This window comes from Paenibacillus cellulositrophicus, from assembly GCF_009363095.1.
Lineage (GTDB): Bacteria > Bacillota > Bacilli > Paenibacillales > Paenibacillaceae > Paenibacillus_AQ > Paenibacillus_AQ favisporus.
In genome coordinates this window covers 2,672,459-2,689,571 of sequence record NZ_CP045295.1, presented here as the reverse complement: position 1 = coordinate 2,689,571, position 17,113 = coordinate 2,672,459, and the positions used below count along the sequence as shown (strand labels likewise).

The window sequence follows — 17,113 nt, the reverse complement described above, 5'->3', positions numbered from 1 at the left end:
TTTGGCCCAGGAAACTGGCCAGATCTTACAGCTGGTGGACATGATGTGCGAACTCTACATTGATCTTGGATCTGCCTCTTAACGTAGTTACATCTAAGTAATTATTTCGTCCTAAGAATGTTTTATAAGAAGGGGCTATGTAAGGGCAATGAACCAGAAATAAATCCAATGTAAAACAATTTCAGAAAATAGTGTAACTTATTGGATGCTTTTGGCGTTGTTTAGTTTAGAAATAAACAACCTGGGTGAGGAATCAAGGCGGTCCTGACGCGTTAAGGAAATCAACCTTGGCTATATCCATGCAAAGGATTTTAGACTGGAGTTTTCGTAACTAATCTTGCTCTTCTGAAATTAATTGATAAGGAGTGAAATACATGAAGCAGTTCTCAATAATAATTATTTTATTAACCATGGTTCTTTCCGGATGCTCCAAAAATAATACGGAACCCGTTGAAAGTTCAAAAAACACGGAAATCAACACGAATGTTGGTCAAAATAAGGATCAGGATGACACTAAACCAGACGACTCCGGTACGCAGCAGAATCCAATCGAAGGTGAAAAAGGAGATAAATCCAATACGAAGGATCAATTTAAATTGTCAAACTATTTTAAAAACCAGTTCAATTCTTCATCATCCGTTGATAATAATAAAGATCAATTTGAATGGAAAAACCAAGATGTGAGTTTAACGGCTAAAAAGACAAAGGCCAAGCAGGCGGGGCCTGAAGCTCATAATTTAAGCTCGATAAAGATAAAAAAGGCTGATAAGTCCTATGATTTAAAACTTAGTCAAAATCCTTCACAAATAGATTCAATATCACTGTCCCCAAATCAAAATTATTTAGCTGTCAGCTTTGACTCCGGATCTACTGTTGTGTTGATAAATTTAAATAATGGAGAGAGTGTCAATTTAAATAGTGAGTTAGAATTATCCGGAAAAAAACGTATACAGTATATTCATCCATACAGTTGGTCACCAAATAGTGAAACAATTGCTTTAGCGTATGAAAATCCAAGTAGTAACATCGCTCTATACAGCACTGCCAATAAGCAATTTTCCTTTACGATAACAGATACAAAATATATTTCAACCGCTTTCCTTCTGTGGAATAAGAATGGCGACTCTCTTGATATTATTAGCGAACAGCCATCTGATGTTTATAAACTATACAGATTAGATATTCAAAATCAAACAGTTAAAGAAATCGTGCCCATTTCCCGAAATGAACTTTCAAGCCTAAAGGATTACGGCCCAACCATTATTGAAAAATAATTATCTTAAAAGAGAGGCATTAAGACCCTGATGGGGGTTTTAATGCCTCTCTTTTAATTAAATATTATTTATTGTAATCAAACCTGTACCGCTACCTGCGGCAGCAATAGCATTAATCAATGTATATTGATTGCTATTGGAAAGACGGATGCATCCCAATGTTGGATGGAGAGGATACCAAGTATTACTCGGATTATCGTCTGGATCGCCACCGTGGATCATAATTTCGTTCCGACCATTAGCCTCGGCAATTTTAGCGTTGCCATTAAGTGCATGATTTAACCACACTCGTTTATATGGTCCGTAAGTCGATTCAGGTGTGTTTGGCCCTACCACTGTGGTCTCATATTCACCGGTTGGAATATCGGCATATTTAAGTTTCCACTGTGTGTGGTCGCCGTTATTCTCGTCTCTATTCGAACCCCGACCGAGAGCATCAACAGGCCCAAAAACCAAAGAACCTGATGCATTATACATTTTCAGAGTACCCTTGTAATTCCGATTAGATGGAAAGTTCGCAACGATATGGTAATTGTAACTCATGTTTAACGCCTCCAAACAATTTATTATGAATCAGATCAGAGGGAAGGGTAACGGGTGAGCCCTCATCTCAACCGCTGCCGTTTTTTCTGAATCATATTAGTAAAGTGAAAGATCAACAAAAAATATCAACCTTTCGAAAAAACTTTTGATAGCTATACACAGTTGAAATCGAAACATTTTATGTATGTGAAATAATCCCTTTTTGTGGAGAAATTATTTTTTTTGAAAAAAACCGGAACATTTGTTCGTTTTGGTTGTTTTTTTTAATACACATAACACTTTATTTATAAGAGTTTTGGTAAATAGAAGAGGGGGATTTCGATGAGGTTATCTGTTGATCAGCAGAAGCGGTTTTTGGATTATTGTCATTCCAAGCAAAATATCTTTTCAAATCGAGTTGTAAAGGGATTTTTTCAGGAAGAGGAAAACGTGCTATTGTTACTCGAAGCAGTGGATGGAAATATGGATAGTCTCAATGAACTTGAGGAGAAGTTCCGAAAGTATTTTTTTAGGATTCGGTTTGTAAAATTTTTAGTGCAGACAATAAATTTTTATACTATTGATCAAATGAGAATTTATAGGAAATATGACTATCGTTATCAACTCATCTTTGATCGGCCTACATCTGACGAAGGGAACAGTACATTAGGGGAGCTTCTTTTATTTAACCATACTTCTACTCATCCAGAACCAATCACCTCGGACCCTGGTTACTTCCAATCAACTTTCACCAACGAAGATTTAGTAAATGCATTTTCGGATTTATCTCATAAACAGAAGATAATAACAACTCTGGGATATTCTCTTTGCTATAAAGACCATGAAATAGCTAAGGTGATGGGGGTTTCACCACAAGCAGTTTGCAAGACCAGGAACCTCGCATTAAAAAGACTACGAGTTGCTTTACGGGAAGGGCGGTGAATCGAGTGGATAATTCTTCACCTCTTACATATTTGCTTACAGCAATCAGTCAGGTAGGGTTTCCTATAGTTCTTACCGGATACTTACTAACTCGCTTTGAAAGAAAACTAGAAATTTTAACGGAAACAATCACAAAGCTTACAGAAGTTATTAATAATAGATCAAATGAGGGAAGCCATGAAAAGTGAACTATTTGACTTAGTGTTATGCGCGCAACAGGGCGACAAAGAGGCCCTGTATGAGATAATTAGATCTTTTCTGCCGGCCATTCGCAGTGCTCGACGAAAGATAAAAGATGATCGCCAGGAGGACTTAGAACAAAACATAATTGAAATCATCATCAAGAAAATTATGTCTTTTGACTTAGTAAATACACTGGACTTCACAGGTTTTTGCCAACAATTAAATGACATTTATGAAAGTGAAAATTAAAACAGCCTGAGGAGGCTGTTTTTTATTTTTCAAAAGAAGGCCATCCTTTTCCTTTATGACTCATAGGTGTAAGTGTAGTAGCAAAATAAAAATAACCAATCGCCGTTTGAATTCCGACGACTGGTCTCGTAAGCTTGTAAGGTCTTTTCTCATTAAAGTGTCCTTTAGTTACCAATTAAGGAGAATTCATTAATAAATCCATCGGCCTGATTGAATACAGGTACGGATTTTTGGGTTTTAAAGTCGAACAAGTAAATACCTCTTTGATCTTTATCTGTTGGACCACCAAGATAAAATAAGCCTTGCTGGTCTTGGGTAATAGCAGCAGAACTACCTGTAAGGATGGGTAGCTTCAATTTAGTTCGTTTTCCGGATTGAATATCCACCAGACTGTACTCAATGTGCCCATTATTATAATAGGGAGACGTAACGATAAACAATTGATCATCACTGCTCGAAAGGGAAATCACTTGTTCATGTTTTAATCGAATAACTATTCTTTCTTGTAGGGTGTTTGTATTGATTTCTTTAATAGTATAATCTGGGGGAACCAATACCTTTTTTTGTTTCCAAGCAAGCTCGCGTGCTTGGAACTGGGCCTCCTTTGAGTATTCTGCCGTGTAGATTGATTTTTTTTTGTGGTTATAGGCTACACACCATGTATTAGTATCCGTATCCTTATCATGCAACACTTCCATGGAGCCCTTATTTTTATCAAGAAAGATAGTCTTTAAATTCCCTCCCGGTTTTATTGCAGCCGCCAATACAAGTGAACCCTTGGGATTAATGGGGACAATATAATTAATAGCAAACAGATTTTTAGTTAATTGGCTTTCTTTCTTAGTGTTTAAATCATAAGAGAATAACTGGTCACCATTCCCACCCACATCTGCTGAGTAGTATAATTTGTTTTCACTTCTTGAAACTACGGATAGGGGAGATTGGGATGTATAAGGTATGTCTCCTAATTTCTTGATTTCTTTCGTATGAGTGTCGTAAATCATAGATCGCATGACCATCCCATCATTTGTATCCTTACCGTTTACATATTGTGTATAGGTAATTGATAAGTAAGGAGAATCCATCTGCTCCGCGTTATTTTCTTGAACAGGCTTTGCAGCTGTACTACGCCCTGTATCTGGAGGGCTTGAGCAAGAAGTGAAGATCATTGTACACAATAATAGAAATAAAAAGGAAGTTATGATTCTAACTTCTGCGTGTTTTTTTCTCAAAACAAATCGCTTCCTCTACTATAAAAATGGATAGGACGTTAACATCCTATCCATTTTTATTTTATTATCAGATTTTAAAACTGGTAAAAGTATCTTCCTGAGAAGGAAACAGACGGGCTATAGGTCAGCCCTAAATATGAAAGGCCATCTTTCCATATATCGACTACGGCATCTGGCAGACTACCGTTATCTTCCTTTTGAAAACTGTAAACGTAATCATTATCCAAGTTTCGTACAGAAATTAATGTATCATACCGCGGGTTATCAATTTCACCTTTTGTTGCACAATCACCCTTTTTCAGGACGTAGTTACCATGATCTCCGTATGTGTCGGTAAAGTTAGTGCCGCGGCCTGTTCCTTGCACTTTACCTGTACTTGTTCCAGTAATGACAATCGAGTTATTATGAGCACCATATGTATATGTCCCTGGAGCCTTTCTGGTGCCTTGTGGAAGTGCACTCTGAACTCCAACAGTTGTTTGATCTTCCGGATAAATGATGTCTTTAAGATATCCTTCTCCATCGTAAATTACTTTCATTCCGGGCTGTGGTTTCGGATTATCAATATGGATGACAGGCAGAGACTTTGCCTCCTCCAGAATTTCCTCCACCATTTTATTTTCTTTATCAAGAGCTGCTTGCTCCTCAGGAGTTAGAATTCTGCGGGAAACGGTATTTTTAGGCTTTTCGGTGGGTAATGGGGATCCTTCTTCTAAATATACTGGATTATTGTTTTCATCATACTGAATAACAGTGCCTGCAAGCATTCGATCTGGGATAGAACTGTTTTGCTCAGCAAATGTACTGATGGGGCTTGCAAAAATTTGTGAACCAACTAATACAACAGTAGCCACTCTACCTAAGCAATTAATAATTCTCTTACTCATAAACTACCTCCTAAAATTTTGTATGTATTACAAATAAAGTATATACCTCAAATCCATATTTTGTAAAGAACTTTGAAATGTATCGGTGCCAAGTGTTTGATAGGGGGATACATATGCTATTAGAATCAGGCAGTAATCGCTTAATTGCTGATTTTTGGACAGAAAGACCCCCCCTTTTGGAACATCTGATATCCTAATGGAACCGGGTAGTGGTTGTCCAAACGTTGAAAATTTCACGTGTTCTAAATTTTCGAGAGGGCATCGGATTAACATGGGTGCTCTCTGGCATTAATGTTAAATTATGAGGTCGAGAAATAAAGCAACCTCCGCCCAAGGCCAAAATTTAAATATACCCCTGTCATGATGGTTGGTTTTATAATGATGAAGACACCTCCAGTTTTTGGGAATCCCTACATAAATATTTGGTAGCAAAACCGGTGTGTTCCTGAAGCCAAGTATATTCTCCTCGTGTCGCGTATATTTTTACGGAAATTGATTCAAGCATTTATTAGTTAACTATTAGACGCATTCTTCCATATAAAGGTAACAGCAATTTTCAAAATAAAATTATTTGTCTTGACTCCGTAGGGTGGATTAAGTAGAACTAGTTGGTCGATAATAGACTAGACAAAAATGGACAAGAAGAAAGTCCTTTTATTATGTATACGGAATCGCGGAGTAACATAGCCGGAAGTTCGCGAGCTTACACCCGATGATTCCTGGATGACCTTTCAATTCCATAATAACCGAGCAACGAGTACGGGGAGGATAAACAGTGTGTGAGTTATCAAACCATAAGCAAAGGAAAAGACACCAAGGAAGGAAATGTCAACCATGTCTCAAACGACAGTTTAAAATATGGATGCCAAAAGAAAAAAATGAACTACAAACAATTTAGCTTTTAAAGCGTTATTTATTATGTGATTTCTCTTTGGCGTTTTGAGTTGAAGGCTGCTGTTTCATCGGCTCTTTAAGGGTCCTGAAACAATGGCCATTTGTGCATGAAATCACGTTGCATACCTATAATTTAAATCATAAGGAAAGGTATGAAAAAAGTCCGATTAAAATTAAAGAGGAGTGAGTCTTATTAAAAAACAGTTAGTTTTTTTGTTGATCGTTGTTTGTACGTCCTTTTTCATTTCATCCAATAGTTCATTCGCATCAAAAGCCTTGACAATTAATGTATCCAAAAAACCAATCGATTTTAATATCGTGAAACCTTTAAGTGACGGCGGATTCCATGATGGATTACTGTTATCAGAAAAATCCGATGGGAAAGTTATCTTTTATAATTCAAAAGGAGATATTGCCTTTAATTTAGCTTCAGGAGTAGTACCTGTCAGTGATTTTTCTGAGCAAAGAGCAATAGTAAAAAACAATAAAACAAATCTCTTCGGGTACATTAATACAAAAGGCGTTTTGGTAACACCACTTCAATATCAAGAGGCAGGATATTTTACTGAAGGAGTTGCTCATGTAAAACTGAATGACTCAGATTATCTAATAGATCGATTTGGTAAGATTATTATGGAACTCCCCACGAAATATGACTCCAGCTATTCTTTTAATAATGGTTTATCTTTAGCGTATCAATCAAAAACCGGGAAAGTAGGTTATATTAATAAAATAAATAAGTTGGTTATACCATTTAAATACAATGAAGGTCGTGACTTTTCAGAAGAACTAGCATTAGTTCAAAATGAAAATGGGAAATCAGGCTACATTAATACTTCTGGTAAAGTTGTGATACCTTTTCAGTTTAAATCTGGTGGTGATTTTAATGAAGGGCTAGCCCCAGTTCAGAACAAAAACGGCGAATGGGGGTATGTTGACAAAACTGGAAAAGTAGTTATACCCTTTCGCTTTTCCTCTGCAGGACATTTTAGTGAAGGATTGGCTGCCGTCTATAACAGCAAAGGGAAAGTGGGTTATATAAATAAACAAGGAAAACTGATAATTAAATATCAGCAATATAATAGAGGGTCGATCTTCAAACAAGGTTATGCATTGGTTGGCATAGGAGATAATGCTACAGGGAAATTTGGTTTCATAAATCAAAATGGTACACTGGTAACTAAGCTTGAATATAGATCTGAGTCATCTTCATTTAGTTCGAATGGTTTAGCAGTTGCTTATAAAGCACCAGGGACAGCATTTATATTAACTAAACCAAGCCAATAATTTAGACAATAAAAAAGAACAGGGTGTGGGGTTGATCCCACACCTTGTTTCTTTTAATCATGCGTGTAAAACTTTACTGTTGGCAGGTCTGCAGCAGTCCAAGACCAGTTAATTGTAGTATTGTTATAATTAGTAGATCCAGCTTGCGCAATTTGAACATCACGCAACTGCGTAATAGAAGAACCTTTTGGTCTTACGACTACACAATGACCATGGCCATCCGCCTTTCGGATACCGATAGTCGGATACCCTTGATTTGCCCTGCTTTGGGCGTCACTAAATGTAACCGAATACCAACCAGGTGTTCCATTATTGAGCAATGCATCTGCCATTTGATTTGCCGTACCACTTGGCAAAGCGGCGGACATGGCCTTCATTACGTCCTGTGCAAAGATATTGCAGTACGTAGTAGAACCAGTTGGTTGGTATTTACTGTTGGTTTCAACTTTAAAGCCATCGATAGTAGTTGAATAAGCGCTTGCACTTCTTGCCATTTTTATTTCCCCCTAAGTAACTAATTGAGCAGTCGATAGAGGCGCATACCATTTGAATGGCCCTACATTCGTGATGGCTGCATCGATTGACTCTTGATTAGTAAAGTGAATCTCCTAAGAGAAAAAACAACCTAATTTAAACGACTCACTCTAAAAATTTTATCCGTTACCCAATTTGATGGATCATCAACATATTAATCCCTGTGCTAAAAAAATCTTGGCCATTGAATTTCTTGAATTTCTACCGTAATACCAATTAATAGTGATTAGGGAATTTCGGTAAACCCAACAATTACCCGACACCTCGACAGAAATCTAGCATACTTAATGTAGTGTCAAAAAGCATGCTTTTTGAGGCGGTAGAAACAGGGGCTATTATTGCGTATCAAAATGCCATAAAATAAGTTTAGAGACGTTCCACTAAATCAATGGGTATTTTGATACGGAGTGATGGTTGAGTGAAATTTGCATACGGCCGTGTTTCGGCCAAAGATCAAAATCCGGAACGACAGCTTGTAAAGTTCCGCGAGCTGGGCATCGAGGAACGGTTCATCTTTGTCGATAAGCAGAGCGGTAAGGATTTCGAACGGCCGCGCTACCAGGCAATGCGACTCATGATCCGAGAGGGCGACTTGATTTATCTGGATGCGCTGGACCGGCTGGGCCGTGATTATGACGGCATTATTGCTGAGTGGAAGTATTTCACGCGGGAGGTCGGAGCAGACGTTATCTGTCTGGAAAACGAGACGCTGTTCGATTCTCGGAAATTCAAGACGATGGGCGACTTGGGCAAGTTGCTGGAAGACCAGTTTTTAAGCATGCTGGCCTATGTGGCTGAGCAGGAACGGAAGAAGAACCGGGTGCGCCAGGCGGAGGGGATCCAGGTGGCTCGTGCGGACGGTGTGACCTTCGGCCGGCCCAGGCAGGAGATTGACAATAAATTCATGGAAGTATACCAGGAGTGGAAAGCGGGCCAGGTGACCGCCACCGAGGCGATGCGGCGGATTGGCATGACGAAGCCGACATTTTACCGGCGTGTGAAGGAATTGGAGAAAAAGGGCAGCCAGGTCTCGTATTAAACAACGGATCTACGAGGCCTATCGGCAGAAGCGCAGTTGCGTTTTTCGGCAGGTGACAGTTACACTAAAATTGGGGCATTCTTAGGATTGCAGACTATCAATTTTTGATGACGTTCTGCCTGATGAAAAAGAGAGCGGGAAAGAACCCGCGCTGTGTTATAGTTTTATGGAGTGGCTTTCGAATGGTGTAAAAACTCAATAAAATGCAGTAAACCGGGAGGATATATACCACCTATGAATCCAGTAGAAATAGAAGCAGCAGTATCCGATTTGGCAATTCAACCTTTTGATAAGGATGAATTCCCATTTGCCTTCCTGCGGGCGTTCGGGAACAAAGAGACAACAATTAAGCGCCTTCGGTCGGGTGAATCGAATAAATCCGATCTTGGGGGCGTCCTGCAGACGAACAACATTCATATTGCCGTCGCTCCATCCGGCGAGGTTAACAGGACTTTCGCGGCATTGAAAACAAGCCGGGCAACAGCCAGATACAAGGCGCGCTATATTCTTGCTACGGACGGATTGCAATTTGAAGCCGAGGATCTGGAGTCTGATGATCCGCCAGTTATCTGTGATTTTAAGGATTTCCCAGATCACTTTGGCTTTTTCTTGCCGCTTGCCGGAATTACGACTGTCAAACAAATACGCGACAGTTCATTCGACATTAAGGCAACGGGGCGATTGAACCGGCTTTATGTCGAACTGTTGAAAAATAATCCACAATGGGGAACTGCCGAACGCCGCTCTGAGATGAACCATTTCATGGCGCGGCTCATCTTTTGCTTCTTTGCCGAAGATACGGGCATCTTCAGCGGAGAACGTCTGTTCACCGATACGATCGAGCGGATGAGCACGCCTGATGCCTCGAATACGCATGAAGTGATTCGTGAAATTTTTCGCGCCATGAACACAAAAATTATTGACCGAGAAAATGTAAAATTACCGCGCTGGGCTGACGTGTTTCCTTACGTGAACGGTGGTCTCTTCTCAGGCAGTGTAGAGGTGCCAAAGTTCAGCAAAATCTCGCGTTCCTATTTGCTGCATATTGGAAGACTGGACTGGACGAAAATCAACCCGGATATCTTTGGTTCGATGATTCAGGCTGTTACGGACGATGAGGAACGTGGCGCACTCGGTATGCACTACACGAGCGTGCCCAATATTCTAAAAGTGCTCAACCCACTGTTTCTTGATGATTTGCGAGCACAGCTTGAAGCAGCGGGTGATAACCATCGTATGCTGCTTAACCTACGCAAACGAATATCAAAAATACGAGTTTTCGACCCGGCCTGCGGCTCAGGTAACTTTTTGGTCATTGCTTATAAGCAGATGCGGGAGATTGAAAATGCCATCAACGAGCGTCGGGGAGAAGTCGGACGTGAGAGTGATATCCCCTTGACCAACTTCCTTGGTATTGAGATACGGGACTTTTCAGCTGAGATTGCACGTCTCGCTCTCATTATTGCTGAATACCAATGCGATGTGCTTTATCGTGGGTCAACACTTGCTCTTGCCGATTTTTTGCCGCTATCTGGTGACAACTGGATTACCTGCGGAAATGCTCTACAGTTAGATTGGCTTAGTGTCTGTCCTCCGACCGGAATAAGTACGATTCACACGCCGATTGACCAGGTGGAGAGTGACTTCAAAAATGAAGGTGGGGAGACCTACATCTGTAGCAATCCGCCATACCTCGGATTTACTTGGCAGTCTTCAGAGCAGAAATCCGACTTACAAGCCCTTTTCGAGGGGCGGACAAAAAGCTGGAAGTCCCTCGACTACATTGCTGGTTGGTTCATAAAGGCTGTCGACTATGGAAATCAAACCAATTCTGCTTTTGCATTCGTTTCTACTAATTCAATCTGCCAAGGCGAACAGGTGCCAATTTTATGGCCATTGATCTTCGAAACAGGGAATGAGATCGCATTCGCACATACCTCTTTCAAATGGACGAATCTCGCGAGTCATAATGCTGGTGTGACCGTGGTGATTGTCGGTATCTCCAAGCATCCGGGAAGGGTTCGACGGTTGTTCACTGTCGGAGACGACGGAGGTGCGATTGTTAAGGAAACCGAATACATCAACGCCTATTTGGTGTCAGGCAGGAATGTAATAGTAGAGGCAGCTTCAAGCAAGCCCCCAGCGAGAGATGCGATGTTGTGGGGAAACAAGCCTTCAGACGGGGGTAACCTGATCCTATCCATGTCTGAGGCTAACGAGGCGTTAAACCGTGAGCCGTTTCTGTCTAAATTCATATTTGATTTTGTTGGCTCTCAGGAATTCGTGAAGGGAACAATCAGAAAATGTATTTGGATCGAGGATACTGACGTCGATGAGGCGTTTAAATCAATATTCGTCGCCGAACGTTTGGCTGCTGTCCGCGCGATGAGAGTCGCTAGTGCCGCAGCGTCCACACGAGCATACGCAGACAGACCTCATAGATTCAGACAAATCCAAGGACGGGCCGCTGATTATTCTATTATTGTCCCAAGCGTTTCTTCGGAGAGGCGCGAGTATCTTCCGGTGGGAATCGTATCGGCGAGGACAATCGTTAGTAATCTCGCATTTGCCTTATACGATGCTCCACTCTGGAACATGGCCTTGATCGCCTCTCGCCTTCATTTGGTGTGGGTGGCAACTGTCTGTGGAAAGCTAAAAACCGACTTTCGCTATTCAAACACACTTGGTTGGAACACGTTCCCTGTTCCAACGTTGACTGAGAAGAACAAGGCTGATCTGACCCGTTGTGCCGAGGATATTTTACTGGCGCGTGAGGCACACTTCCCCGCGACAATTGCAGATCTGTACGATCCTGAAAACATGCCATCCAATTTACGTGAGGCGCATGAACGCAATGATGAAGTACTGGAGCGCATCTATATCGGACGTCGTTTTCGTAATGACACCGAGCGGCTTGAAAAGCTGTTTGATCTCTACACCAAGATGACAGCATCAACGAAATTGACCAAGAAGAGTAAGAAGGGGGCACATGCATGACCACCGAAAGTAAATCCATCCCCTCCGTCTCGGTGTCTTATGCCCGGAATGGAAGTTCGACCAAAGCCAATGCGCTGGGCATGCGACCGATGCAGGAACGCGCCTATGAGCGCCGCGGCGAGCAGTACCTGCTTATCAAATCACCTCCGGCCTCTGGCAAGAGCCGGGCGCTGATGTTTATTGCTCTGGACAAGCTGCACAATCAAGGGCTCAATCAGGCGATCATTGTGGTGCCGGAGAAGTCCATCGGGTCAAGCTTCAATGACGAACCACTGAGTCAGTTTGGTTTCTGGGCGGACTGGAAGGTGGAGCCAAAATGGAACCTATGTAACGCGCCCGGATCGGACAATGGCGGCAAGGTGAAATCGGTTGGCGCCTTTCTGAAAAGCACGGATGAAATATTGATCTGCACGCATGCGACCTTCCGGTTCGCCATCGATCAGTTCGGGGTGGAGGCGTTCGACAACAGACTAATCGCGGTGGACGAGTTCCATCACGTTTCGGCCAATCCGGATAACAAACTTGGCCTGCATCTGGGGCAATTCATCGCCCGTGATCGCGTGCATATCGTGGCGATGACCGGTTCCTACTTCCGCGGCGATGCAGAGCCCGTGCTGGCTCCGCAAGACGAGTCGAAATTCGATACGGTCACCTACACGTATTATGAGCAGCTCAATGGTTACGAGTACTTGAAGCAGCTCGACATTGGCTACTTCTTCTACAAAAGCCCATATACTGATGATATTTTGAAGGTGCTCGACCCGGATGAAAAAACGATCATCCATATCCCGAACGTCAATTCGCGCGAGAGTACGAAGGACAAGATCAGGGAGGTCGAACACATTATTGAAGAGCTGGGTGAGTGGCAAGGGATCGATCCGGTGACCGGCTTCCAACTCGTCAAGACGTCAGGTGGCCGCGTCCTCCGGATCGCCGACCTAGTGGACGATGATCCAATGAAACGGGACAAGGTGTCCGCCGCGCTGAAAGATCCTGCGCAGAAAAATAACCGCGATCATGTCGATATCATCATTGCCCTCGGTATGGCGAAGGAAGGCTTTGACTGGATCTGGTGCGAGCATGCGCTGACAGTTGGCTACCGGGCGAGTCTTACGGAGATTGTGCAAATTATCGGTCGTGCGACCCGCGACGCGCCAGGAAAAACCCGCGCTCGATTCTCCAACCTGATTGCCGAGCTTGACGCCTCCGAGCAGGCCGTTACCGAGGCCGTGAACGACACGTTGAAGGCTATTGCTGCCAGTTTGCTGATGGAGCAGGTTCTTGCACCGCGCTTTGAATTCAAGTCGAAGATTCCGGCAAGCGGTCCGGTACAAGGGTTCGACTATGGCGAGGGCGGTTACGACCCGGAAAAGTGCAATGTGGGATTTAATCATGAAACAGGGCAGCTGCAGATCGAAATCAAAGGCCTCTCCGAGCCTCGGAGCGAGGAAGCTGCACGCATATGTCGAGAGGATCTGAACGAAGTGATCGCGACCTTCGTTCAGGACAAGATCGCCATTGAACGCGGCCTGTTTGACGATGAAATGGTGCCGGAGGAGCTGACCCAAGTTCGGATGGGCAAAATCATCAAGGAAAAGTACCCAGATCTTGATGAGGAGGATCAGGAAGCGGTTCGCCAGCACGCCATCGCTGCCCTTAATCTGACGCAACAGGCCAAGCAAACGGTGACCGACGTCACGGAGAAGGGGAGTGAACCAGCCGCAAACACGGCTCTCATCGATGGGGTGCGCAAATTCGCCGACGTTCGTGAACTAGACATTGATCTTATCGACCGCATCAATCCATTCAGTGAGGCATACGCGATCTTCGCCAAATCAGTAAGCGAGGACAGCCTGAAACAAGTCGCTGCTGTTATTGCGTCTAAGCGTGTGAGCATTCCCTACGAGGAGGCCAAGGCACTTGCTGAACGGGCATTGAAATTCAAGGAACAACGCGGCCGATTACCGGATATCAATGCGCAAGATCCCTGGGAGAAGCGTATGGCGGAAGGGATCGCCGCTTTTAGGCGCTATCGTGCCCAGCAGAAGGCTGCGGAGGGGAAATAACATGGCAAAACTTTCAGATGACGAATTACTCGAGGCGCTAGGTATCGAAGAAGAACCAGCGAAGACAAGCGCGTATTCGGCGCGTGAGGAACGCATCATCGCGGGGTTTGAGGAAATCCAGCGATTTGTCGAGCAAAATGGCCGTGTTCCAGCGCATGATGAAAATCATGACATCTTCGAGAGATTATACGCCGTTCGACTCGATCGCCTGCGTGAACAGGAGGAGGCCCGGATTCTTCTTGCGTCCCTTGATTACCAGGGGTTGCTGGGCGGAACTATGCATTCGCCGGCTGAATCTGTGGGATCGATGGATGACGATGAGCTGTTTGCCGCACTTGAAGAGGCAGATGCTCCATCTAGCATTACAGAACTGCGTTACGTCCGTTCCCAGGCCGAAATACGAGCGGCCGAGGAAATCGCCAGTCGCGAGAAGTGTGAGGATTTCGAACGATTTCGGCCACTATTTGAAGAGGTCGAAGGCGAACTCAAATCGGGCATTCGGCAAGCTCGGCGGTTTGGCAGAAACCCGAGTGTCGATCCGGGGGACTTTTTTGTTTTGGGAGGTCAACTTGTCTACGTGGCCGAGAAGGGGGATGAGTTTCAAGCACCGAATGGCCATCCGGATGCAAGACTGAGGGTCATTTATTCCAATGGTACGGAAAGCAATCTCTTGCTCCGGTCATTGCAGCGTGCGCTTTACAAAGACGAAGCTGGTCGTCGTTTGACGGTGCCGCTTACCGAGCCATTGTTCAGCGAAACATGGGATGAGGGAGATGTCGAAAGCGGCACGATCTATGTTCTGCGTAGCTTGTCCGATCACCCCTTCGTTGCGGAGCATCGCGAACTGATTCACAAGATTGGCGTTACGGGCGGCAAAGTCGAAACCCGTATCGCAAACGCTACGCACGATGCGACCTACCTGCTGGCGGATGTTGAAATCGTTGCAACCTACAAACTGGCCGGCATTAACCGAACGAAGCTGGAAGCGATTTTTCATCGTATCTTTGCACCGGCTCAGCTCGATCTCACCATCCATGACCGTTTTGGCCACCCCGTTAGGCCGAAGGAGTGGTTCCTTGTGCCATTGCACGTTATTGACGAAGCGATGCAACTGATTCGGGACGGATCAATTACCCGTGTGGTCTATGATCCGAAGAGAGCCAGCTTGGTTAGTCCTGCTGAGTAATAAAAGCTCGTTTGAATTCCCGGGTTCACCGTCCCTAAAGACCAAACGACTCCCGTCCGGAAAAACACCGGCCGTTTCATTGGACATCTTCACGGGACTCGCGGGGAAGCAAAGGCTTTTGAGGGCGGAGGCTTCGGCCATCATTTCACTATGCCTGGCGGCTGCGCTTCAATCATGGCCTGCGATGCCAAAGATAGGCATGATGAATCCATTCCGCTATCGCTCCATTTCTTCATCATGCCTCAAAGCTTAACCCATACGGAAACGAAAACGAGAATCCCAAAAACGGATTCTCGTTTTGTTTTGAAGCCAAAACCAGCCTTTCACACGCGGGGCTGGCTAAGCCGATATTCTCTTGGTGTTTCTATGGATTCCTTCCAAATGAAGCAAATCACACAGATCAGAAATTTATTGTGTAACGAAAGATATACCTTCCTAATACGATGGACGTATCCACTTCGATGGAGACATTTTAAAATGTGATTTGATTCGTCGTCTTCTCTATACATAACACGACGAAAAATGATATAATCAAAATATGGAAGGTGCATTCCACCGTTTCGTAAGAGCAGAAAATTTCGTCGTGTTATACATTTCGGTTAAAAGGAGTCAACCATGTTTGAAGAGTTTATACGGCATCTAGAGAATCGAGGCGTCTCTCCAAAAACCATCATTAGTTATCAGGGGAGTTGGAGGAGGTTTGTTGCCTGGCTTCAATCGATCCATCCAGGCGAACAGGTACACGCAGAATACGCGACCCAAAAGGATATTGCTGATTTCAAGAGATACTTACTTGTCGCCGGCGGCAGGAATGAAAAACCGGCTTCGCCAGCAACCAACCAGTTAACGTTTGTCCACCTAAACGCGACTTTTAGATTTTTTGCAGAGTTGGGATACCTACCAGATAACCCCGTAGGGCGAATTAAAAAGCCTCCTAGAGCTCGTCGTCTCCCAAAGTGGCTCTCTCGGAATGAACAGAATGCTTTGCTTCGTGAGGTTCGGAACCAGGCGAGTAAAAGGGATCACGCGATCGTTCTGACATTTCTTCGCTTGGGGTTGCGAGTTCATGAGCTTTGCGATCTGCAGCTCACAGATCTGACGTTGAGCGAAAGAAAGGGAACAGCATATATCCGGGGAAAAGGGGATAAGGATCGAGAGCTGCCGGTTAACGCAGAGCTGCGCGCCGCCTTGCAAGGGTATCTGAACGAAAGGAATTCAACCAGTCCGTTCGTGTTCGTTTCAAAGCGATCTTCTAAATGTTCTGAACGAGGGATACAGCACATTATAGAAAAATACCGGGATCGAACAAAAATCAAACATTTATCTTGCCACTGCCTCAGACATACGTTTGGGCATGATTTATTGGCTGCCGGTAACGACCTGCAGAAGGTGGCCATGCTGATGGGGCACTACAAAGAGGATGGAACCCCGAATATTGAAATGACGATGATCTATACGACTCCTGGTTCCGATGATCTGGAGGCTGCGGTGGAATCGATCAGCTGGACTTGAAAATGAATGGAGAGTCTATATTTGTACTTATTCAAGGACAAGTACATTACTAACATATTCGCAATAGACACAAAAAGAATAAGGGAGTGTGTATTCAAATGCCAGAAAATGAGCATGCACCGTGGTTCAGAACTGAATAGCTGACTCAGAATAATATTTGGATTGCTAAACGTGGCATAATTTTCGCTGGGTACCAAGGTGTTCTGGATAGTTATATGTAAACACTGTCTAATTGAAAAGCCATCAGGAACATACCGATGGCTTTTTTCCACACATCTAAATTTAACTACAATAAAAGGTTGTCAGTTT

14 protein-coding genes are annotated in these 17,113 nt (G+C 43.7%); 10 read left to right on the top strand and 4 right to left on the bottom strand.

All coding sequences use genetic code 11. The annotated features are described in order from the left end of the window. Positions 1–374 precede the first annotated feature (374 nt). The gene (locus GCU45_RS12105; RefSeq protein WP_152399129.1) at positions 375–1,274 is read left to right on the top strand and encodes a hypothetical protein; all 900 of its coding nucleotides are present in this window, start codon (positions 375–377) and stop codon (positions 1,272–1,274) included. Positions 1,275–1,331: 57 nt separating this feature from the next. Here the strand turns inward: GCU45_RS12105 and GCU45_RS12100 are convergent, their stop codons facing one another. Continuing rightward, the gene (locus GCU45_RS12100; RefSeq protein WP_152399128.1) at positions 1,332–1,817 is read right to left on the bottom strand and encodes a L,D-transpeptidase family protein; all 486 of its coding nucleotides are present in this window, start codon (positions 1,815–1,817) and stop codon (positions 1,332–1,334) included. Positions 1,818–2,138: 321 nt separating this feature from the next. Here GCU45_RS12100 and GCU45_RS12095 point away from each other — a divergent pair, with 321 nt between their 5' ends. Genes GCU45_RS12095 through GCU45_RS12085 form a run of 3 tightly spaced genes read left to right on the top strand, consistent with a single transcriptional unit; the run spans position 2,139 to position 3,170 of the window. Continuing rightward, on the top strand, positions 2,139–2,738 hold the full coding sequence (locus GCU45_RS12095) for a sigma-70 RNA polymerase sigma factor region 4 domain-containing protein (RefSeq protein WP_152399127.1): 600 nt from the start codon (positions 2,139–2,141) through the stop codon (positions 2,736–2,738). Further along, positions 2,735–2,926, top strand: a complete 192-nt coding sequence (locus tag GCU45_RS12090; protein ID WP_425281277.1) for a YvrJ family protein — start codon at positions 2,735–2,737, stop codon at positions 2,924–2,926. Before GCU45_RS12095 ends, GCU45_RS12090 begins: the two co-directional genes overlap by 4 nt. Then, positions 2,916–3,170: a helix-turn-helix domain-containing protein gene (locus tag GCU45_RS12085; protein WP_167527124.1), complete on the top strand. Its 255-nt coding sequence runs from the start codon at positions 2,916–2,918 to the stop codon at positions 3,168–3,170. Before GCU45_RS12090 ends, GCU45_RS12085 begins: the two co-directional genes overlap by 11 nt. Before the next feature lie 164 nt (positions 3,171–3,334). Here GCU45_RS12085 and GCU45_RS12080 read toward each other — a convergent pair whose 3' ends face one another. Together GCU45_RS12080 and GCU45_RS34015 are read right to left on the bottom strand one after the other, a co-directional pair. Further along, on the bottom strand, positions 3,335–4,402 hold the full coding sequence (locus GCU45_RS12080; RefSeq protein ID WP_152399124.1) for a hypothetical protein: 1,068 nt from the start codon (positions 4,400–4,402) through the stop codon (positions 3,335–3,337). A 74-nt stretch (positions 4,403–4,476) separates the two neighbouring features. Continuing rightward, positions 4,477–5,289 carry a hypothetical protein gene (locus GCU45_RS34015; RefSeq protein ID WP_208837118.1) on the bottom strand — a complete coding sequence of 271 codons (813 nt, stop codon included), beginning with the start codon at positions 5,287–5,289 and terminating at the stop codon, positions 4,477–4,479. Between the two features lie 1,077 nt (positions 5,290–6,366). On the opposite strand from GCU45_RS34015, the gene GCU45_RS12070 reads away from it, so the two are divergent. Further along, positions 6,367–7,470, top strand: a complete 1,104-nt coding sequence (locus GCU45_RS12070; RefSeq protein WP_244364532.1) for a WG repeat-containing protein — start codon at positions 6,367–6,369, stop codon at positions 7,468–7,470. A 53-nt stretch (positions 7,471–7,523) separates the two neighbouring features. Here the strand turns inward: GCU45_RS12070 and GCU45_RS12065 are convergent, their stop codons facing one another. Continuing rightward, on the bottom strand, positions 7,524–7,964 hold the full coding sequence (locus tag GCU45_RS12065; protein ID WP_152399123.1) for a hypothetical protein: 441 nt from the start codon (positions 7,962–7,964) through the stop codon (positions 7,524–7,526). Positions 7,965–8,422: 458 nt separating this feature from the next. Here GCU45_RS12065 and GCU45_RS12060 point away from each other — a divergent pair, with 458 nt between their 5' ends. The 5 genes from GCU45_RS12060 (at position 8,423) to GCU45_RS12040 (ending at position 16,804) form a co-directional block, all read left to right on the top strand. Next, positions 8,423–9,043, top strand: coding sequence for a recombinase family protein (locus tag GCU45_RS12060; RefSeq protein ID WP_152399122.1), 621 nt, complete (start codon positions 8,423–8,425; stop codon positions 9,041–9,043). Between the two features lie 234 nt (positions 9,044–9,277). Next, a complete protein-coding gene (locus GCU45_RS12055; RefSeq protein ID WP_152399121.1) occupies positions 9,278–12,040 on the top strand; it encodes a class I SAM-dependent DNA methyltransferase in 2,763 nt (920 codons plus the stop codon). Continuing rightward, positions 12,037–14,106: a DEAD/DEAH box helicase gene (locus GCU45_RS12050; protein WP_152399120.1), complete on the top strand. Its 2,070-nt coding sequence runs from the start codon at positions 12,037–12,039 to the stop codon at positions 14,104–14,106. The genes GCU45_RS12055 and GCU45_RS12050 overlap by 4 nt, the downstream gene beginning before the upstream one ends. Before the next feature lies 1 nt (position 14,107). After that, positions 14,108–15,292: a GIY-YIG nuclease family protein gene (locus tag GCU45_RS12045; RefSeq protein ID WP_152399119.1), complete on the top strand. Its 1,185-nt coding sequence runs from the start codon at positions 14,108–14,110 to the stop codon at positions 15,290–15,292. Between the two features lie 615 nt (positions 15,293–15,907). After that, complete coding sequence (locus GCU45_RS12040) at positions 15,908–16,804, top strand: tyrosine-type recombinase/integrase (RefSeq protein ID WP_152399118.1); 897 nt, start codon at positions 15,908–15,910, stop codon at positions 16,802–16,804. The last annotated feature ends 309 nt before the right edge of the window (positions 16,805–17,113 follow it).